Raw genomic sequence first — 19,639 nt, forward strand, 5'->3', positions numbered from 1 at the left:
ACCGCGACCCGGGGCAGAGGCCCAAGCGGGCTTCGCGACCACACGCCGTAACCGGGACGGAACCGCCGGGAACTTCGCCAGGTGTCGGTGGCCTTGCATACAGTGGCAGGACAACCGGCAGGACTACCGAAACGCGATCGAAGGGACCACATGCCCATGGGTCACACGGCCACAGCGCAGGCCGGCTCCGGCGGCCTGACAGCGACCGAGCACCGCCTGGCCAACGGCTTGCGGGTGGTGCTCTCCGAGGACCACCTGACCCCGGTCGCCGCGGTGTGCCTCTGGTACGACGTCGGCTCCCGCCACGAAGTCAAGGGACGCACGGGACTGGCTCACCTTTTCGAGCACCTGATGTTCCAGGGCTCCGGGCAGGTGTCGGGCAACGGTCACTTCGAGCTGGTGCAGGGGGCCGGCGGCTCGCTCAACGGCACCACCAGTTTCGAGCGCACCAACTACTTCGAGACCATGCCGACCCACCAGCTGGAGCTCGCGCTCTGGCTGGAGGCGGACCGCATGGGGTCGCTGCTCGCCGCGCTCGACGAGGAGTCCATGGAGAACCAGCGGGACGTCGTCAAGAACGAGCGCCGCCAGCGCTACGACAACGTCCCCTACGGCACGGCCTTCGAGAAGCTGACCGCCCTGGCCTACCCCGAGGGCCACCCCTACCACCACACCCCGATCGGCTCGATGGCCGACCTGGACGCGGCGACCCTCGAAGACGCGCGGCACTTCTTCCGTACCTACTACGCGCCCAACAACGCCGTGCTGTCGGTCGTCGGCGACATCGACCCCGAGCAGACCCTCGCCTGGATCGAGAAGTACTTCGGCTCCATCCCGTCCCACGACGGCAAGCAGCCGCCGCGCGACGGCTCGCTGCCCGAGACCATCGGTGAGCAGCTGCGTGAGGAGATCGTCGACGAGGTTCCCGCCCGCGCCCTGATGGCCGCCTACCGGCTGCCGCACGACGGCACACGGGAATGCGACGCCGCCGACTTGGCGCTCACCGTCCTCGGCGGCGGGGAGTCGTCCCGGCTGCACAACCGGCTGGTGCGCCGCGACCGCACGGCGGTCGCCGCGGGCTTCGGCCTGCTGCGACTGGCCGGGGCGCCGTCGATGGGCTGGCTGGATGTGAAGACCTCCGGTGGTGTGGAGGTTCCCGAGATCGAGGCCGCCGTGGACGAGGAGCTCGCCCGGTTCGCCGCCGACGGGCCGACGTCCGAGGAGATGGAGCGCGCCCAGGCTCAGCTGGAGCGCGAATGGCTGGACCGGCTCGGCACCGTCGCGGGCCGCGCCGATGAACTGTGCCGGTACGCCGTGCTGTTCGGCGACCCCCAGCTGGCGTTCAGCGCCGTCTCGCGGGTCCTGGACGTCACCGCGGACGAGGTGCGGGCCGTCGCTCAGGCCCGGCTGCGGCCGGACAACCGCGCGGTGCTGGTGTACGAGCCCGCAGCCGCTGCCGCCGCGGCAGAGGACAACGACGACGCCGATGACGCCGACGACGCAGAGGGGGCCGGACAGTGACCGAGGCTGCCGTGACCATGGACTTCCACCCGCAGCCGCAGCCCGGGCAGGCCCGGCCGTGGGCCTTCCCCGCGCCCGAGCGCGGCGCACTCGGCAACGGGCTGACGGTGCTGCGCTGCCACCGCCCCGGCCAGCAGGTCGTGGCCGTTGAGATCTTCCTCGACGCCCCTTTGGACGCGGAGCCCGAGGGACTCGACGGCGTCGCCACGATCATGGCCCGAGCGCTTTCCGAGGGCACCGACAAGCACACGGCGGAGCAGTTCGCCGCCGAGCTGGAGCGCTGCGGCGCGACCCTCGACGCACACGCCGACCACCCCGGCGTCCGCCTCTCGCTCGAAGTGCCGGTCTCCCGGCTGCCGAAGGCCATGGGCCTGCTGGCCGAGGCCCTGCGGGCGCCGCTGTTCGCGGACAGTGAGGTCGAGCGGCTCGTACGCAACCGGCTTGACGAGATCCCGCACGAGACGGCGAATCCGGCTCGCCGCGGAGCCAAGGAGCTGGCCAAGCAGCTCTTCCCGGCGTCCTCGCGGATGTCGCGCCCGCGTCAGGGCAGCGAAGAGACCGTGGCACGCATCGACTCCGCTGCCGTCAGGGCTTTCTACGAGGCCCATGTGCGGCCCGCCACCGCCACGGCTGTGATCGTCGGTGACCTCGCCGACGTCGACCTGGACGCGGTGCTGGCCGACACCATCGGCGCGTGGACCGGCAGCGCGGGTGAGCCCCGCGTCATGGCGCCGATCACCGCCGACGACACGGGCCGCGTCGTGATCGTCGACCGTCCGGGCGCGGTCCAGACCCAGCTGCTCATCGGCCGCATCGGGCCGGACCGCCATGACAGCGTCTGGCCGGCCCAGGTCCTCGGCACCTACTGCCTGGGTGGCACCCTCACCTCGCGCCTGGACCGCGTCCTGCGCGAGGAGAAGGGCTACACCTACGGAGTGCGGGCCTTCGCCCAGGTGCTGCGCTCGGCCGCCCCCGCGGCCCCGGGTGGTGCCACCGGGGCGGCCACGCTCGCCATCAGCGGCTCCGTCGACACCCCGAACACCGGCCCGGCGCTCCAGGATCTCGTCACGGTGCTGCGCACGCTCGCCGCCGAGGGCCTCACGGACGCCGAGCGCGACGTGGCTGTGCAGAACCTGGTGGGTGTCGCCCCGCTGAAGTACGAGACCGCCGCCTCCGTCGCGGGCACCCTGGCCGACCAGGTGGAGCAGGGCCTCCCGGACGACTTCCAGGCACAGCTGTACGCCCGGCTGGCCGCCACCGGCACCGTCGAGGCGACCGCCGCGGTCGTCAGTGCCTTCCCGGTGGACAGGCTTGTCACGGTCCTCGTCGGTGACGCCGCGGAGATCGAGGAGCCGGTCAAGGCGCTCGGAATCGGCGAAGTGACTGTTGTCACCGGCTGATTGACGGTATGTGAGCCGAAGGTCCGTGGAGCCGGGAGGTGTCCGAGGGTGGGGACCTGGAAGGGCCCCGTTGGCGCATGGCCAACGGGGCCCTTCTCTTTGCCCGTTTGCCGCTCTCTACACCTGCCCGTTTGTCCGTTTTGTTGGAGAGGCTGCCTGTCTGCCCTGTGGGATGTACGACAAAATCCCGTGTTCGTTTGGTGATTGGCGGAAGATCGGCTTAGCGTCTTCTGCGCTGTCCGCCCGTTGTTATGCGCCGCACCTGCGGCAACGGACAGCTATCGCCGAGTCCCCGTCGGGCGCAAGCCTGGGGAGCCGGGGACCCACAAGTCCCGTGGGGTGAATCGGTACGCCTTCGCGCATCCGCGTGGAGGGGGACCGTAGGAGACCTTCCTGCTCCGAACCCGTCAGCTAACCCGGTAGGCGAGAAGGAAGGAAAGGACAAGCCACTTCATGGCGTTCACCCGTGCCACCGGGAAGCATCGTGGTCCGAGCCGGCTGACGCGCAAGCGTGCGGGCATCGCCGGAGCCGCGGCCCTGGCCACCACCGGCGTCGTCGGAACCCTCGCCTCACCCGCCCTCGCCGCCGAGCCGGAGAGCCCCTCCGTCGAGGACACCGGCCTGAATCAGGTGGTCATCGCCGGCGACACACTCGCCAAGCAGGTCGGTGCCCAGGCTGACATCCAGCAGGAAGAGGCCGACCTCGCCGCGTCCAAGGCCAAGGCCGAAGCCGACGCGAAGCGCAATGCCGAGCTCCGGGTCAAGGCCGCCCGGGACGCCGAGGAGCGCGCCGCCCGTGAGGCCGAGCGCAAGCGCCTGCTGACGTACAACCTCCCCGTCGCCGGGTCCTATGTCAGCACGGACTACCACTCGGGCGGGGCCATCTGGTCCTCGGGCAGCCACACCGGCATCGACTTCCACGCCTCCTCCGGGTCCAAGGTCGTCGCGGTCGGCACCGGCACCGTCGTGGAAGCCGGCTGGGGTGGCGCGTACGGCAACAACGTCGTGATCAAGATGAACGACGGCACGTACACCCAGTACGGCCACCTCTCGTCCATCAGCGTCTCCGTCGGCGAGCGGGTCACACCGGGCCAGCAGCTCGGACTGTCCGGCTCCACCGGCAACACCACCGGCCCGCACCTCCACTTCGAAGCTCGTACGAGCCCCGAGTACGGCTCGGACATCGACCCGGTGGCTTATCTGCGCGGCCACGGCGTCAAGGTCTGACCGACCCGCAACGCGGCACACAACGCTCCGATCCGCGCGCGGTCCCACGGCGCGCGGAGGACGAAGGCTCCGGCCCGGTCATCGAGACCGGCCGGAGTCTTCGGCATTTTCCGGCCAAAAGATATCCAGGGACAGGGGCAGGCCATCGGAAATTCCGGCCCATTGTCATAGAGTCACCGAACAGACGTCGCTCGACTGATCGACTGGGTCTCGCGCGGATTGAGCGGATGCAGCGGATTAAGGCGGAGGTTCGGTATGCGCATTCCTGCGCGGTCGGTATGCACGGCAATCCGCGATGACATCGTGTCCGGGGTTCTGGAGCCCGGCAGCCGGCTCGCCGAGGAGCAGTTGGCCCGTCGCTACGGCGTCTCGCGCGTCCCTGTGCGCGAGGCGCTGCGCACCCTGGAGTCCGAGGGCTTCGTGGTGTCCCGCCGGCACGCCGGCGCGTGTGTCGCCGAGCCGACCGGGCAGGAGGCCGCCGACCTTCTGGAGACCCGCATGCTGCTGGAGCCACTCGGTGCGGCCCGGGCCGCACAGCGGCGTACCGAGGCCCATCTGAAGGTGCTGCGCGGCCTGGTCAGACTGGGCCGGGAGCGGGCTCGCGGCGGCCAGGGCGAGGATCTGCGGTCACTGGGCGGCTGGTTCCACGAGACCCTGACCCAGGCGTCCGCCAGCCCCGGGCTCATCACCTTGCTCACCCAGTTGCGGCACAAGATCGCGTGGATGTACGCGGTCGAGCAGCCGGTCCAGCCGATGGAGTGCTGGTCCGAGCATGCGGCGATCGTGGACGCGGTGGCGCGCGGGGACGCGGAGCGGGCGCGGGCGCTCACCGCGATGCACGCGGAGCGGACGGCCAGGGCGCACCGGCTGCGTATTCCGCCGCCGCGCCCGGCGGTGAGGGTTTCGCAACATCCCGTAAACACAGCGAGTGTGCGTGATTAACACAGGTGCCGTATACAAAAGAGGTTCAATAAGCGATTTCCGGGGTGTGTGCCCTCCGGCATGAATTGCTGCGCCTTGGTGCCCCGGTTTTCCGGTGGCGACCATTCTTCATGAATGCTGCGCCAAATTCACACGGTCTCGGGCAGTTCCTCGAGTCCTTCGGCCACCAGCTTCGCCAGCCGGTCCAGTGCCACCTCGGCGCCGTCCGCGTCGGAGGCGAGCACGATCTCCTCGCCGCCCTCCGCGCCGAGGCCGAGCACCGCCAGCATCGAGGCGGCGTTGACCGGGTTGGCGTCGGCCTTGGCGATGGTGACCGGAATGCCCGCGGCCGTGGCGGCGCGGACGAAGATCGAAGCGGGGCGGGCGTGCAGGCCCTCGGCCCAGCCGACATGGACGCGGCGCTCAGCCATGGTGATGCCTCCTGAGTCTGGGGGTGACCTCAGACTGCACCCGGCTCACGGGCTTCGCGACCGGGGCCCGGGTCGTAGTCTGGGCCCATGCAGACCCCGTCGGACCACGCGTACCCCGACCACTGGGAAGCCGACGTGGTGCTGCGTGACGGCGGCACCGCGCGCATCAGGCCGATCACCACGCAGGACGCCGAGCGGCTCGTGAGCTTCTACGAACAGGTCTCGGACGAGTCCAAGTACTACCGCTTCTTCGCGCCCTACCCCCGGCTGTCCACCAAGGACGTCCACCGGTTCACCCACCACGACTACGTGGACCGGGTGGGCTTGGCGGCGACGGTGGGCGGCGAGTTCATCGCGACCGTGCGCTACGACCGGATCGACGCGAACGGCAGGCCGGCCTCGGCGCCCGCCGACGAGGCCGAGGTCGCCTTCCTCGTCCAGGACGCGCACCAGGGGAGGGGCGTCGCGTCCGCGCTCCTCGAGCACATCACGGCGGTCGCTCGTGAGCGGGGGATCCGGCGGTTCGCGGCGGAGGTGCTGCCGGCGAACAGCAAGATGATCAAGGTCTTCACGGACGCCGGCTACACCCAGAAGCGCAGCTTCGAGGACGGAGCCGTCCGGCTGACGCTGGACCTGGAGCCGACCGCCAGGTCACTTGCCGTCCAGCGGGCGCGCGAGCAGCGCGCCGAGGCGCGCTCCGTGCAGCGCCTGCTGGCCCCCGGTTCGGTGGCGGTGATCGGGGCCGGCCGGGCCCCGGGCGGTGTGGGTCGTGCCGCACTGCGCAATCTCGTGGAATCCGGTTACACCGGACGGCTGTACGCGGTGAACCGGGCCCTGGCGCAGGACGCGAAGGGTGTGCAGCGCGCGGAGGCCACTCAGGACCCGCAGGGCATGCACGATCCGGGCCACGTGCCTGGCCTGGACGGCGTGCCCGCCTTCCGGACGCTCGCGGAGATCGGGGAGCCCGTCGACCTCGCGGTCGTGGCGGTACCCGCCGAGCGGGTGCCGGAAGTCGTCGCGGACTGCGGCGAACACGGGGTGCAGGGCTTGGTCGTGCTGACCGCCGGTTACGCGGAGAGCGGCGCGCAGGGGCGCGAGCGACAGCGTGAACTGGTGCGCCAGGCACGCAGCTACGGCATGCGGATCATCGGTCCGAACGCCTTCGGGATCATCAACACCGCGGACGCCGTCCGGCTGAACGCGTCGCTCGCCCCCGAGTCGCCGAACCGGGGCCGGATCGGTCTGTTCACCCAGTCGGGGGCGATCGGGATCGCCCTGCTCAGCGGACTGCACCGGCGTGGCGCCGGACTGTCGTCCTTCATCTCCTCGGGCAACCGGGCGGATGTGTCCGGGAACGACTTCCTCCAGTACTGGTACGAGGACCCGGGCACCGATGTGGTGCTGCTGTACCTGGAGTCGCTCGGCAACCCCCGCAAGTTCGCCCGTCTCGCGCGGCGCACCGCCGCCGTCAAACCCGTGGTGGTCGTACGGGGCGCCCGGCACAGCGGCAGCGCGCCGCCCGGGCATGCGGTGCCGACCACCCGCATCCCTTATGCCACGGTCTCCGAGCTCCTCGCGCAGGCGGGCGTGATCCGCGTCGACACCGTCACGGAGCTCGTCGACGCGGGGCTGCTGCTCGCGGGACAGCCGCTGCCCGCGGGCCCTCGGGTGGCGATCCTCGGCAACTCCGAGTCCCTCGGGCTGCTCACCTATGACGCCTGCCTGGCGGAGGGCCTGCGGCCGCTCCCGCCGCGCGACCTGACGACGGCGGCCACCCCGGACGACTTCCGCTACGCGCTGGCCGAGGCGATGAAGGACCCGGCGTGCGACGCGGTCGTCGTCAACGCGATCCCCTGGGTGGGGGAGGGCGGTGCGATCGAGTCGGGTGACGGCGAGGTGCTGGCGGGGGCACTGCGCCAGGCGGCGGAGGCCGCCCCTCCCAAGCCGGTCCTCGTGGTCCACGTCGAACTGGGCGGTCTGGCGGACGCGCTGGCGGCGGCCACGAGTTCGGCGCCCCCGCGGGCGTCCACCGCGCCCGGCGCCGACGCGGCTCCCGGGGACCCGGCACCCGACGGGACAGGGCCGGCACGTCCGTTCGGTGCCCTACGACGCGACGCCCTGCGACAGGACGCCGCCGAGGTACGAGAGGACGCCGCCGCCGTCCGGGGAGACGCCGCCGTCCGGGACGGGGCGCAGGCCCCGGAAGCGGCCGCCGCGCAGGCGCTTCCCGCCATGCCCCGCATCCCCGCGTACCCCGCGGCCGAGCGCGCCGTACGCGCCCTCGCCGAAGCCGTGCGGTACGCGCAGTGGCGCCGGGAGGCCGCGCGTCCCAGCAAGGTGCCGGAGTTCGACGACATCGACGAGGCCGGTGCCGCGGCGCTCGTCGGCCGGGTGATGGACCAGACACGCGGGGCACACGGCGTCACCCTCACCGATCACGACACGCGCGCACTCCTCGCCCGCTACGGCATCGACGTACTGGCCACCGCCCCCGCGCCGAGCCCCGATGCCGCCGTACGCGCGGCCGCGCAGCTCGGGTATCCCGTGGCGCTCAAGACGATGGCGCCGCACCTGCGGCACCGCTCGGACCTCGGGGGCGTCCGGCTCGACCTCGCCGACGAGCACCAAGTCCGGCAGGCCTATGCGGAGTTGACCGCGGCACTCGGCGGTCCGGCCGAGCTCAGGCCGGTCGTGCAGGCCATGGTCCCGCGCGGTGTGGACACCGTCGTACGCGCCGCCATCGATCCGGCCGTCGGGGCCGTACTGTCGTTCGGGCTTGCCGGACCCTCCACGGAGCTGCTCGGGGACACGGCCCACCGGCTGGTCCCCGCCACCGACCGCGATGCCGCCGAGCTCGTACGCTCCATCAGGACGGCTCCCATCCTCTTCGGCTGGCGCGGCTCGGCTCCCGTGGACAGCGACGCCCTCGAGGAACTGCTGCTGCGGGTGTCGCGACTGGTCGACGACCATCCGGAGGTGGTCGGGATCAACCTGGAACCGGTTGTCGTGGCCCAGCAGGGTCTCTCCGTGCTCGGGGCCACCGTCCGGCTCGCCCCGCCGCCGCCCCGCAGCGACCTGGGGCCGCGGACGCTCCCCCGTTACTGAGCGCACTCCAGGGTCCCGCGGCCCCGTAGGATGGAGCCCATGGCGAAGACCGGTACGACGACCCAGGGGCTGCGCACGGCGATCGAGCGCAGCGGCTACTACCCGGCTCTCGTGGCCGAGGCGGTGGAAGCCGCCGTCGGTGGTGAGCAGATCGCGTCGTACCTGGTCCACCAGGAGACCACGTTCGACTCGAACGAGGTCCGCCGCCATGTCACCGTCCTGGTACTCACGGCCACCCGGTTCGTGGTGAGCCACACCGACGAGCAGGCCGCTGACAACAGTTCCCCGACGCCGTACGCCACGACCTCCACCGAATCGGTCAAGCTGGACCGTATTTCCTCGGTCGTCGTCAGCCGTGTCGTCGCCAACCCGGAGGCGTACACCCCTGGCACCCTGCCCCGCGAGGTCGTTCTCACCATCGGCTGGGGCGCCGTCTCCCGCATCGACCTCGAGCCCGCCGCTTGCGGAGACCCCAACTGCGACGCGGACCACGGCTACACCGGCAGCTCCACCGCGGACGACCTCAGCCTGCGCGTCAGCGAAGCGGGTGACGGCCCGGACGCGGTCCGGCAGACCCTCGCCTTCGCCCAGGCGCTGTCCGAGGCCACGGCCGCCACGACGGCCGCCGCACGCTGATGGTCCTGCCCGACTCCGCCCTGCCCGGTGACGCCTGGCACGGCGATTTCCACCCCCTCGCACTCGACACCGCCGCCGTGCCGGCATACGGCTCCGGATCCCTCGCCGATCTGCTGCCGACCATCACCGCGGGCCAGGGCGTGCCCGGAACACACCCCACGCTCACGGAGCTGGAGCCCGCCGACCGGAACTGCGTCTTCCTGATCGACGGCCTCGGCTGGGAGCAGCTCAAGGCGCACCCCGCCGAGGCGCCGTTCCTGACCTCCCTGCTCGGCTCGTCCCGCGGCGGCACGGGTGCACCGATCACCGTCGGCTTCCCCTCCACCACCGCCACCTCGCTCGCCTCCTTCGGCACCGGCCTGCCACCCGGCTCGCACGGGCTGCCCGGCTACACCGCCCGCAACCCCGAGACCGGCGAGCTGATGAACCAGCTCCGCTGGACGCCATGGACCTCCCCGCACGTCTGGCAGCCGTACCCGACGGTCTTCCAGCTCGCGGACGAGGCCGGTGTGCATACCGCTCAGGTGTCGTCGCCGGCTTTCCAGGGCACCCCGCTCACCAAGATCGCCCTGAGTGGTGGAACGTTCCACGGCAGGCTCAGCGGCGAGGAGCGGATGGACTTCGCAGCCCAGCAGCTCGCCGCCGCCGACCGGTCGCTCGTCTACACCTACTACAGCGAGGTCGACGGCAAGGGCCATCGTTTCGGCGTGGACTCCGACGCCTGGCGCGGCCAGCTCATGTACGTCGACCGCCTGGTGCAGCGCCTCGCCGAGCTGCTTCCGCCGCGCACCGCGCTCTATGTGACCGCCGACCACGGCATGATCGACATCCCGTTCGACGAGGAGTCGCGCATCGACTTCGACGAGGACTGGGAGCTGCGTGCCGGTGTCGCCCTGCTCGGTGGCGAGGGCAGGGCCCGCCATGTGTACGCGGTGCCGGGCGCCGAGTCCGACGTGCTCGCCGTCTGGCGGGAGGTGCTGGGCGACCGCTTCTGGGTCGCGAGCCGTGACGAGGCGATCGCGGCGGGCTGGTTCGGCGGCCGGGTCGACGAGCGTGTGTACGGCCGTATCGGCGATGTCGTCGCGGCGGCGCACGCGGATGTGGTGATCACCGCGTCCGTGAACGAGCCCCGGGAGTCGGCGATGGTCGGCATGCATGGTTCGATGACGCCCGTGGAGCAACTCGTTCCGCTGATCGAAGTACGCTCCTGAACCACGCGCTCGCGCGCCTCACCGTCCGTCCCGTCCAAGACCTGAAAGGTCGTCGCTTTCCCATGCCCGAGCTGGTGTTCTTCTCCGGAACAATGGACTGCGGAAAGAGCACCCTCGCTCTTCAGATCGAGCACAACAGATCCGCACGCGGCCTCCAGGGCATGATCTTCACCCGTGACGACCGGGCGGGCGAGGGCAAACTCTCGTCGCGGCTGGGGCTGGTGACCGAGGCGGTGGAGGCCACACCCCGGCTCGACCTCTACGCCTACGCGGTGGACCACATGTCGCGGGGCGGCAAGGTCGACTACGTCATCGTGGACGAGGCCCAGTTCCTGCCGGTGGACCAGATCGACCAGTTGGCCAGGATCGTGGACGACCTGGCTCTCGACGTGTTCGCCTTCGGCATCACCACCGACTTCCGCACCAAGCTGTTCCCCGGCTCCCAGCGGCTGATCGAACTGGCCGACCGGGTGGAGACGCTCCAGGTCGAGGCCATGTGCTGGTGCGGGGCCCGTGCCACCCACAACGCGCGCACGGTGGGCGGCGAGATGGTCGTCGAGGGCGAGCAGGTCGTGGTGGGCGATGTGGGCGGGGCCGCGGAGATCGTCGGGTACGAGGTGCTGTGCCGCCGGCACCATCGCAAGCGGATGACGAGCGCGGCGGCGCGAGCGGCAGCTCTGTCGCCTGACGTGCTGCCGGTGACGCCGGGCTGACCGGCGCCGTTCGGCGTCGCGGAGTCATGACCATGCCCTGCATGTCCGTTCTCCGCGGGTGCGGTGGGGCAGCACGCCGGTCACCACGGCCGCCGCAGGCCGTGCCGGTGGCGGTGAACCGTTCCGGCACGGCACTGGACCGGCCGCCACCGGCGCGCGTCAGCGCTCGGCCGACCTCACGATCGTGAACACCGCTCCCTCGGGGTCGGCCACCGTCGCCAGCCATCCGCTGCTGCCCTCGCGGGGCTCGTGCAGCACATGGCCGCCGAGGTCCCGCACCAGGGCCGCGGACTCCTCGGTGTCCTCGACCTCGAAGTACGTCATCCAGTGCGAGCCCCTGTCCCGGGGCAGGGCGTGGCCGACCCCGTGCAGGGAAGCCACCGCGCGGCCCTCCAGGTGCAGGGTCGCGTAGTCGAACTCCGTGGAGACCACCGGCTCCACGTCGTATCCGAAGACGGACTGGTAGAACTTGCTGACCGCCGACGTCTCTCTGGTCACCAGTTCGTTCCAGACCGGTGTGCCATGGGTGCCGAACAGGGCGGTGCCGGTGTGGGCGGCGGCCTGCCAGATGCCGAACACACCACCCTCCGGGTCCGATGCGATCGCCATACGGCCCGCGTCTGCCGCGTCCAGCGGACCGACGCCGACGGTCCCGCCGCAGCATCTGATCTGCTCGGCCGTCTCGTCGGCGTCCTCGGTGGCCATGTACGGGGTCCAGGCGATCGGAAGATGGCGATCGGGCGGGAGCTGGCCGATGCCTGCCACCTCCTTGCCGTCGATCATGGCTCGGACGTACGGGCCGAAGTGCTGCGGTCCGGGGATGAAGTCCCAACCGAACAGATCCCGGTAGAACTCCTGCGTCGCGGAAAGCCCGTGCACCATCAGGCTCACCCAGCAGGGCGTGCCGGGCGTGCGCCGAGTCGCCTCGGTCGTCATCGTCACCCTTTCCTCGGACCATCGTCGTGGCCGTGCGGCGTGGGGCCGGGAACGAGCAGCCCTGCCGGGCAGCAGCCCAGTGCCCCCTCCAGATGCTTGCACCACCCGGTGCGCGGCGTGGCCCGGCCGCGCCGCGTTTCCGGGGATCTCCCTGGAGGATGCCCGTTCTGCCATGGCTCATCCCCTCCGTCGCCGATGGGGGCATGCCGTACCCATGCCCTACGCGAGGATGGCTGCTATGAACCCCATCATCACCGCATCAGAACTGCTGAGCGAGTCGGCCGGTCAGCGGCCGCCCGTGCTCCTCGACATCCGCTGGCAGCTCAGCCTGGCCAAGGCGGCGGGCGCCCCTCCCTTCGACGGGCGGGTCGCGTACGAGGCCGGGCACATTCCCGGTGCTGTCTACATCGATCTCGATACCGAGCTGGCCGGTCCGCCCGGAGCGGGCGGCAGGCATCCCCTGCCGGACGTGGCGGCCTTCGGAGCGGTGATGCGCCGTGCGGGCGTGTCGGAGTCCACTCCGGTCGTGGTGTACGACGGAGGCCAGGGCTGGGCAGCCGCCCGGGCCTGGTGGCTGCTCCGCTGGACGGGGCACGGGGACGTACGCGTACTGGACGGCGGGCTCGAGGCCTGGAACGGTCCGCTGACCACGGAGATCCCGGCGCCCGAGGCGGGCGACTTCACCCCGGCACCGGGTGCCGTGCCCCTGCTCGACGCTGACGGGGCCGCGGCGCTGGCGCGCCAGGGGCTGCTGCTGGACGCGCGGGCGGGTGAGCGCTACCGCGGTGATGTCGAACCGATCGACCGGGTCGGCGGCCATATCCCCGGCGCTGTCTCGGCGCCGACGACGGAGAACGTCACCCCGGGGGCCGCGACCTTCCTCCCGGCGCAGGAACTGGCCACCCGCTTCAAGCGCCTCGGTGCGGTGGAAGGCGCGGAGGTCGGCGTCTACTGCGGATCGGGTGTCTCCGGCGCCCATGAGGTCCTGGCCCTGTCGATCGCCGGGATTCCGGCAGCGCTCTACGCGGGCTCATGGTCGGAGTGGTCCTCTGACGCGAGCCGGCCGGTGGCCACGGGGCCCGACCCACAGTAGCCGCGAACCGCGGACCTGCGGAGAGGGCCCGTACGGAACGTCGTACGGGCCCTTCGGGTGGCGCCGAGGGTGCGAAGGGCACGGAAGAGCCGAGGTGGTGCTACTCCTGCTTCTTCCGCCGTGTCCCGAAGACGATCTCGTCCCAGCTCGGCACCGCCGCGCGGCGGCCGGGGCGGACACCGTCGGCCTCCGCCTGGCGGTCGGTCGTACCGGTGAGCCGATCACGGTGCCCGCTCACCGCGCGGGGCATGAGGACATCTGCGTAGGCCGCGCCCGCGCCCGCCGATGCGGCGGGAGCCGGGGGCTCCTCTGCCACCGCCTCATCGTCGGGGTCGGTGGCGGGGGGGTCGACCGGAGTCGGACGGTCGGGCACGACCATGTCGCCACGGAAGCTGGGTACCGCCTCCAGCAGACTGGTCAGGGAGTCGCGCTCGCTCTCCTCGGACTCTGCGGCGGCGGGTACCGGAGCGGGCCGGTCCAGGGCGCGCTCGGGAACCCGGTCGAGCGGCCGGTCGCGGGGCAGCCGTGCGATGCGCGGGACGAAGGGGAAGGTCGGCTCCTGCGCGACGGCGAGCGCGTCGTCGGTCTCACCGATCAGCGCGCGTCCCTCCTCGTCCACGGCCTGTACGAGCCGCCGCGGCGGGTCGTACATCCAGCAGGCCGAGTGCGGTTCACCCGCGACCCGGTAGACGAGGAGTACCTCCCAGGTGCCGTCGTCACGGCGCCAGGAGTCCCACTGCACGGAGTCCTTCTCGGCGCCGCGCAGCAGCAGCCGCTCCTGCACCGCCTCGCCGAGCTGGGGGCCGGCGTTCTCCCCGGGGCGTCGTACGGGAGTCTTGCGGGCCCGCTCCGCCATGAACGCACGCTCGGCCAGCACGGGGCCCTCGAAGCGCCGCACGCGGTCGACCGGGATGCCGGCGAGCTGGGCGACCTCCTCGGCGGAGGCACCGGCCCGTATCCGGGCCTGGATGTCGCGCGGCCGAAGGTGGCTCTCCACCTCGATCTCGATCTGGCCGAGGCGGGCGCGGTCATTGCGGACGGCGGCACGCAGCCGCTCGTCGATCGGAAGCGTGTACTCCGTGCTGTCCGCAGCCTTCAGCACCAGTCGTGTGCCGTCGTTGGAGACGGCCACGACACGCAGTTCGGGCATGGGGACCTCCCGGGTGGTGCCTGCCGACGTCACGTACGTCGCTGCTTCCGCTAGTCGAGTGTGGCCTGCCCGGGTGCAGCCTGCCACAACCTTGCCGAGTTGCCCGGCGTGTCGGGCAAGGGCCCTGGATCGCCGTTATGGCACGGTTACCTATTTACAACGCAGCGTGACCGGCTTCGTCACGCTGGGCCGCAAGGCGCCGTGCGGTGCCGCGGCGCCGCCGGTTCGAGTGCCGCTTTTCGGCCCCCTCCCGCAGTCCGAACGCCCATGAGGCGACCGGTCTCCGGGCTCGCCACAGTACTCCATTCGGGCCACGGGGGTGGACCGCCGCGCCGCCGAACTTGTGGCGGAGTGCGGGAGTTGAGCCCGTACCCCAAAACGGGAGGTATCAATCTTCACGAAATTCCCTGAAGTGGAATCATCCACTTCGCCTTTATGTCCCGACTTGGTGCATGGTGGGACAGATGGGTAAGCAGAGGTCGAACACGGATCCGCAGCCGGGCAGTGACGAGCTGGGCACGGCACAACAGGACGAGCTCAAGACGGCACAACACAAGGACCAGCGCCTCGATCTGAGCGTTCCCCAGGTGGCGGGCAGCACCCTCGCGGCGATCGCCGCGGCGGTGCTGGCGTCCCGGCTCGGGGTCTACGGAACCATCATCGGCGCGGGTGTGGTGAGTGCAGTCGCCACCTGTGGCGGCACCGTGCTCCAGCACCTGTTCCGGCGAACCGGCGAACAGATCCGCGATGCCGCCGTCCAGGCCGGACCCGGGCCCGGTCGGTCGCCCCGTCCCCCTTGCGAGGCGCGCCCCGAAGGGGAGTTCGGCGAGCCGACCGTCCATGGCAGTCGGCTCCGTGGCTGGAAAAGGCCCCTTTCGGCCGCGGTGGTGGTGTTCGCCGTGGCGATGATCGGCATCACCGGGTACGAGGTGGCCACGGGTCGGGAGCTGAGCGGCGGTACGGGGACGACGGTGGGCTCGGCCGTCTCGGGCGGTGGCGTCGGCGGGGGAGGTGCGGACGACGGCACCTCTCCGGCAGGCGGGACGGAGCAGCGCGAGCACAGTCCCTCGCCCGGCCGTGGTTCCGGCGACGGTACGGGACCCGGTGCGGACGGGCGGCAGGGGCAGCAGGGTGAGGACGGCGACTCGCGCCCGGCGCCGGACCGCGACGCCGGTTCCGTACCGCCGTCCCCGTCCCCGTCCCCGTCTCCGACTCCGACCTCTTCCGACGCGCCCCCGGACGGTGAGGGTTCCTCCCCGCCGCCCGGTGGGCCCCCGGCGGACGGGTCCGGTGGCCCGGGGTCCCCATGACCCCGGGTGCCGGCCGCTGGGCGGGGCCGGATCAGTCGCCCAGCACCCGCCGCAGGTAGTCGTTGCCGAACACCCGCCCGGGGTCCAGCCGGTCCCGAAGGGCGGTGAACTCGCCGAACCGGGGGTACACACCCTCGAGGTACTCCGCGTCCCGCGTGTGGATCTTGCCCCAGTGAGGACGGCCGCCGTGCACGGTCATGATCTGCTCGACCGCGGTGAAGTAGGAGCGGTACGGCGTGCCCTTGTACATGTGCACGGCGATGTACGCGCTGTCGCGCCCCGACGCCGTCGACAGCGTGATGTCGTCGGCCGGGGCGGTCCGTACCTCGATGGGGAAACTGACACGCAGGGGTGAGCGCTCGATCATCGCTTTGACCTCGCGCAGCGCCGTGACCACGGCCGCCCGTGGAAGCGCGTACTCCATCTCGACGAAGCGCACTCGGCGGGGGCTGGTGAAGACCCTGTACGCGATGTCCGTGTAGGTGCGGGCGGACAGGGCGCGGCTGGCCACCTTGGCGATCGGCGGGATCGTCGCGGGTACCGTCCTGCCGAGGGAATTGATCACCTGGAAGAGGCCGTTGGACAGCAGCTCGTCCTCGACCCAGCCGCTCAGCGCCCCGGGCGGCGCGGCGGGACCGGTGCTGCGGTTGTTGCGCTTGGTGTTGCAGTTGTCCGTGTGAGGGAACCAGTAGAACTCGAAGTGCTCGTTCTCGGTGCTCAGTTCGTCGAAGTCGGCCGTGACCCGGTCGAAGCTCATGGGCTCCTCCCGGGCCGTCAGCAGAAAGAGCGGCTCCACGGCGAAGGTGATCGCGCTGACGACACCGAGGGCGCCGAGGCCGATCCTGGCCGCGGCGAAGACCTCCGGATTCTCCTTCTCCGAGCAACGCAGCAGCGAACCGTCCGCCGTGATGAGCTCAAGCCCCCTGATCTGCGCGGCGATCGAACCGGAATCGCGCCCCGTGCCGTGCGTGCCCGTGCTGGTCGCGCCGGCCACGGTCTGCTCCATGATGTCGCCCATGTTCGTGAGGGACAGATCCTCACGGGCGAGCGCGGCGTTGAGCCGCTTCAGAGGCGTGCCGGCCTCGACCGTCACCGTCATCGCCGCACGGTCGATCTCGCGGATACCGGTGAGCAGGTCCGGGCGTATCAGCACCCCGTCGGTCGCCGCTATCGCGGTGAACGAGTGACCCGTGCCGACCGTCTTCACCCGCAGTCCGTCCTCCGCCGCCGTGCGGATGACGGCGGCGAGTTCATCGGCCGTGGCCGGGGTGACCTCGCGCACCGGGCGGGACGTCACCGTCCCCGCCCAGTTACGCCACGCGTGCCCCGCCCTGGTCGTGGATGTGCCCGTCATCCTGCCCCTCCCGCGTCGGCACCGGCCCTCGCAGCCGGCGGTACCCCAGGAACGCGATCACGACCGCGAGCACTCCCGCCACGGCGGGCACCGCGTACGCCGCACCGGCCCCGTACTCGTCCACCATCCACCCGGAGGCCGACAAGCCGAGTGCTACACCGACCGCGAGCCCGGTACCCGTCCAGGACATGCCCTCGGTTAGCTTGGTGCGTGGTACGTGCGCTTCGACGAGGGCCATCGTGGTCACCATCGTCGGTGCGATGGCCAGGCCCGCGACAAAGAGCGACACGGCCAGGGTCGCGAGATTCCCGGCCAGTTGGAGGGGGATCATACTCACGGTCATCGCACAGACGCCCAGTACCCACCTGCGGGACGGCTCGCCCTTCAGCCGCAGCAGCCCGAAGACCGCTCCGGCGAGGCAGGAGCCCAGCGCGTAGACCGCGAGTACGAGGCTGGACGCCGCCTTGTTGCCCCGTTCGTCGGCGAAGGCGACCGTCACCACGTCCACCGAGCCGAAGATGGCGCCCATCGCCACGAACGTCGCGACCAGCACCTGGAGACCGGGGGAGCGCAGTGCCGAGCCGGGTGTGTGCGCGTCGCGCGGATGCACCGGGGGCTCGGTGGCGCGCTGCGCCGTCAGCCAGAGCACACCGATCACCAGGAACACCCCGGCGAGCAGCGGACCCGCCTCCGGGAACCAGGCGGTGGACAGCCCGATGGAGACGATCGGGCCGACGATGAAGCACAGCTCGTCGACGATCGATTCGAAGGCGTACGCCGTGTGCAGCCGCTCCGGCGCGCCCTCGTGGATCGCGGCCCAGCGGGCCCTGGTCATCGCTCCGACACTGGGGATGCAGCCCGCACAGGCCGTGAACACGAAGAAGACCCAGTCGGGGGCGCCCTGCCGGGCGCTGACCAGCAGACCCGCCACCGCCGCGCCCGAGGCCAGCAGGGCGGGCCGCAGCACCCGCCGCTGGCCGTGCCGGTCGACCATCCGGGAGATCTGCGGGCCGAGCACCGCCGCCGAGAGCGCGAGCGTCGCGGAGAGCGCGCCCGCAATGCTGTAACGCCCAGTCAGCTGGGACATCATGACCACGATCCCGACGCCCATCATGGACAGCGGCATACGGCCGAGGAACCCGGCCGCTGAGAACGCCAGGGCGCCGGGGGTGGCGAATATCGCGCGGTAGGGGCTGGGCAAGGGGCGCTCCGTCGGGCACGGGGTGGACGGGCGCGGGAGCGCTCCGTAAGGCGTGTGGATAGCCCGAACAGCTTACGGGTTAGGTAACCCTAACTCCACTGCGGGTCCCGGCCCGACTCGGCCCCTCGGCGCGGGCCCCTGCCGCGGGGCCAGAAGAGGAAGAGGGACGGGAGAGCAAGGAGCGAACAGTGGGAGGATCGGCACCATGGCCGAACAGCTGGACACCCGCGACACCGCCCCGACCGACTCCGCGCCTTACGACGCCCTGCTGCTGCTGTCCTTCGGCGGCCCCGAGGGACCGGACGAGGTGGTCCCGTTCCTGGAGAACGTGACGCGGGGCCGCGGTATCCCCAAGGAGCGGCTGAAAGAAGTCGGCCAGCACTACTTCCTGTTCGGCGGGGTCAGCCCGATCAACGACCAGAACCGGGCCCTGCTCGCCGCGCTCCGCGCGGACTTCGACGCCGCGGGCCTCGCCCTGCCGGTCTACTGGGGCAACCGCAACTGGGCGCCGTATCTGACCGACACTTTGCGCGAGATGGTGCTCGACGGGCGCAGGCGGGTCGCGGTGCTCGCGACCAGCGCCTACGCCTCCTATTCGGGCTGCCGGCAGTACCGGGAGAATCTGGCCGACGCGCTCGCGGCGCTGGAGGCGGAGGGCCTGCCGCTGCCCCGGGTGGACAAGCTGCGGCACTACTTCAACCACCCCGGCTTCGTGGGCCCCATGGTGGAGGGCGTGCTGGCCGCGCTCGCGGACCTCCCCGAAGAGCTCAGGGCCGGGGCGCAGCTCGCGTTCACCACCCACTCCATCCCGGACGCCGCGGCGGACGCGTCGGGCCCCGTCTGGGAACACGGGGAGGGCGGGGCGTATGTGAAGCAGCACCTCGACGTGGCGCGTGTGATCGCCGACGCGGTGCGCGAGGAGACGGGGACCGAGCATCCCTGGCGGCTCGTCTACCAGTCGCGCAGCGGGGCGCCGCACATCCCCTGGCTGGAGCCGGACATCTGCGACCACCTGGAGGAGCTGCACGGGGCCGGGGTTCCGGCCGTCGTGATGGTCCCGATCGGGTTTGTCTCGGACCACATGGAAGTGCTGTACGACCTGGACACCGAGGCCACCGCCAAGGCCGCCGAGCTGGGCCTTCCGGTGCGCCGCTCGGCCACGGTGGGTGCGGACCCCCGGTTTGCGGCGGCGGTACGGGACCTGGTGCTGGAGCGGGCGGCAACCGAGCGGGGCACGGCGGTCGCGCGGTGCGCGCTGGGGGCGCTCGGGCCGTCGTACGACCTCTGCCCGATCGGCTGCTGTCCGCCGCGCTCGGAGCGGCCCGCGGCGGCGGGCGCCGACAGCCCGTACGCATAAGCGCCCCGTGCATGCCGGTATCCGAGCGCCCGCGCGGCCATGTGCATCCGTGATGCGTTGACGTACGTCCGCG

At 71.5% G+C, this 19,639-nt stretch carries 16 protein-coding genes and 1 riboswitch; of the genes, 11 read left to right on the forward strand and 5 right to left on the reverse strand.

The genetic code is table 11. The features are described from left to right. Positions 1-150: 150 nt before the first annotated feature. From ACFV6V_RS02780 to ACFV6V_RS02795, 4 genes are all read left to right on the forward strand, one after another. Positions 151-1,521 (forward strand): M16 family metallopeptidase, encoded by a 1,371-nt coding sequence (locus tag ACFV6V_RS02780; protein ID WP_385558090.1) that lies wholly within the window; start codon positions 151-153, stop codon positions 1,519-1,521. After that, on the forward strand, positions 1,518-2,921 hold the full coding sequence (locus ACFV6V_RS02785) for a M16 family metallopeptidase (protein ID WP_385558092.1): 1,404 nt from the start codon (positions 1,518-1,520) through the stop codon (positions 2,919-2,921). Before ACFV6V_RS02780 ends, ACFV6V_RS02785 begins: the two co-directional genes overlap by 4 nt. Before the next feature lie 272 nt (positions 2,922-3,193). Next, positions 3,194-3,362: riboswitch (cyclic di-AMP (ydaO/yuaA leader) on the forward strand. A gap of 12 nt (positions 3,363-3,374) precedes the next feature. Then, a complete protein-coding gene (locus ACFV6V_RS02790; RefSeq protein WP_385558095.1) occupies positions 3,375-4,148 on the forward strand; it encodes a M23 family metallopeptidase in 774 nt (257 codons plus the stop codon). A 255-nt stretch (positions 4,149-4,403) separates the two neighbouring features. After that, complete coding sequence (locus tag ACFV6V_RS02795) at positions 4,404-5,090, forward strand: GntR family transcriptional regulator (protein ID WP_385558098.1); 687 nt, start codon at positions 4,404-4,406, stop codon at positions 5,088-5,090. A 128-nt stretch (positions 5,091-5,218) separates the two neighbouring features. Here the strand turns inward: ACFV6V_RS02795 and ACFV6V_RS02800 are convergent, their stop codons facing one another. Further along, on the reverse strand, positions 5,219-5,500 hold the full coding sequence (locus tag ACFV6V_RS02800; RefSeq protein WP_385558100.1) for an HPr family phosphocarrier protein: 282 nt from the start codon (positions 5,498-5,500) through the stop codon (positions 5,219-5,221). Between the two features lie 87 nt (positions 5,501-5,587). Here ACFV6V_RS02800 and ACFV6V_RS02805 point away from each other — a divergent pair, with 87 nt between their 5' ends. The 4 genes from ACFV6V_RS02805 to ACFV6V_RS02820 all read left to right on the forward strand — a co-directional run bounded on the left by ACFV6V_RS02805 (position 5,588) and on the right by ACFV6V_RS02820 (position 11,165). Then, positions 5,588-8,605: a GNAT family N-acetyltransferase gene (locus ACFV6V_RS02805; protein WP_385558103.1), complete on the forward strand. Its 3,018-nt coding sequence runs from the start codon at positions 5,588-5,590 to the stop codon at positions 8,603-8,605. Positions 8,606-8,644: 39 nt separating this feature from the next. Then, entirely contained in the window at positions 8,645-9,241 is a 597-nt protein-coding gene (locus tag ACFV6V_RS02810) for a DUF5998 family protein (RefSeq protein ID WP_385558106.1), read from the forward strand. Beyond that, on the forward strand, positions 9,241-10,452 hold the full coding sequence (locus tag ACFV6V_RS02815; RefSeq protein ID WP_385558109.1) for an alkaline phosphatase family protein: 1,212 nt from the start codon (positions 9,241-9,243) through the stop codon (positions 10,450-10,452). The genes ACFV6V_RS02810 and ACFV6V_RS02815 overlap by 1 nt, the downstream gene beginning before the upstream one ends. 62 nt (positions 10,453-10,514) lie before the next feature. Beyond that, positions 10,515-11,165, forward strand: a complete 651-nt coding sequence (locus ACFV6V_RS02820) for a thymidine kinase (RefSeq protein ID WP_385558111.1) — start codon at positions 10,515-10,517, stop codon at positions 11,163-11,165. Between the two features lie 159 nt (positions 11,166-11,324). On the opposite strand, the gene ACFV6V_RS02825 is transcribed toward ACFV6V_RS02820, so the two are convergent. Continuing rightward, on the reverse strand, positions 11,325-12,101 hold the full coding sequence (locus ACFV6V_RS02825; protein WP_385558114.1) for a VOC family protein: 777 nt from the start codon (positions 12,099-12,101) through the stop codon (positions 11,325-11,327). A 238-nt stretch (positions 12,102-12,339) separates the two neighbouring features. On the opposite strand from ACFV6V_RS02825, the gene ACFV6V_RS02830 reads away from it, so the two are divergent. Continuing rightward, complete coding sequence (locus tag ACFV6V_RS02830) at positions 12,340-13,194, forward strand: sulfurtransferase (protein ID WP_385558116.1); 855 nt, start codon at positions 12,340-12,342, stop codon at positions 13,192-13,194. Between the two features lie 100 nt (positions 13,195-13,294). On the opposite strand, the gene sepH is transcribed toward ACFV6V_RS02830, so the two are convergent. Beyond that, the gene (gene sepH / locus ACFV6V_RS02835; RefSeq protein ID WP_385558119.1) at positions 13,295-14,344 is read right to left on the reverse strand and encodes a septation protein SepH; all 1,050 of its coding nucleotides are present in this window, start codon (positions 14,342-14,344) and stop codon (positions 13,295-13,297) included. A 464-nt stretch (positions 14,345-14,808) separates the two neighbouring features. Here sepH and ACFV6V_RS02840 point away from each other — a divergent pair, with 464 nt between their 5' ends. Continuing rightward, positions 14,809-15,654 carry a hypothetical protein gene (locus ACFV6V_RS02840; RefSeq protein WP_385558122.1) on the forward strand — a complete coding sequence of 282 codons (846 nt, stop codon included), beginning with the start codon at positions 14,809-14,811 and terminating at the stop codon, positions 15,652-15,654. Between the two features lie 31 nt (positions 15,655-15,685). Here the strand turns inward: ACFV6V_RS02840 and ACFV6V_RS02845 are convergent, their stop codons facing one another. Together ACFV6V_RS02845 and ACFV6V_RS02850 are read right to left on the reverse strand one after the other, a co-directional pair. After that, complete coding sequence (locus ACFV6V_RS02845) at positions 15,686-17,008, reverse strand: D-arabinono-1,4-lactone oxidase (RefSeq protein WP_385558125.1); 1,323 nt, start codon at positions 17,006-17,008, stop codon at positions 15,686-15,688. Beyond that, the gene (locus tag ACFV6V_RS02850; protein ID WP_385558127.1) at positions 16,965-18,209 is read right to left on the reverse strand and encodes an MFS transporter; all 1,245 of its coding nucleotides are present in this window, start codon (positions 18,207-18,209) and stop codon (positions 16,965-16,967) included. Before ACFV6V_RS02850 ends, ACFV6V_RS02845 begins: the two co-directional genes overlap by 44 nt. Positions 18,210-18,414: 205 nt before the next feature. Between ACFV6V_RS02850 and ACFV6V_RS02855 the strand changes: the two genes are divergently transcribed. Next, complete coding sequence (locus ACFV6V_RS02855) at positions 18,415-19,566, forward strand: ferrochelatase (RefSeq protein ID WP_385558129.1); 1,152 nt, start codon at positions 18,415-18,417, stop codon at positions 19,564-19,566. Positions 19,567-19,639: the final 73 nt, after the last annotated feature.

Source organism: Streptomyces sp. NPDC059828, assembly GCF_042731955.1.
Lineage (GTDB): Bacteria > Actinomycetota > Actinomycetes > Streptomycetales > Streptomycetaceae > Streptomyces.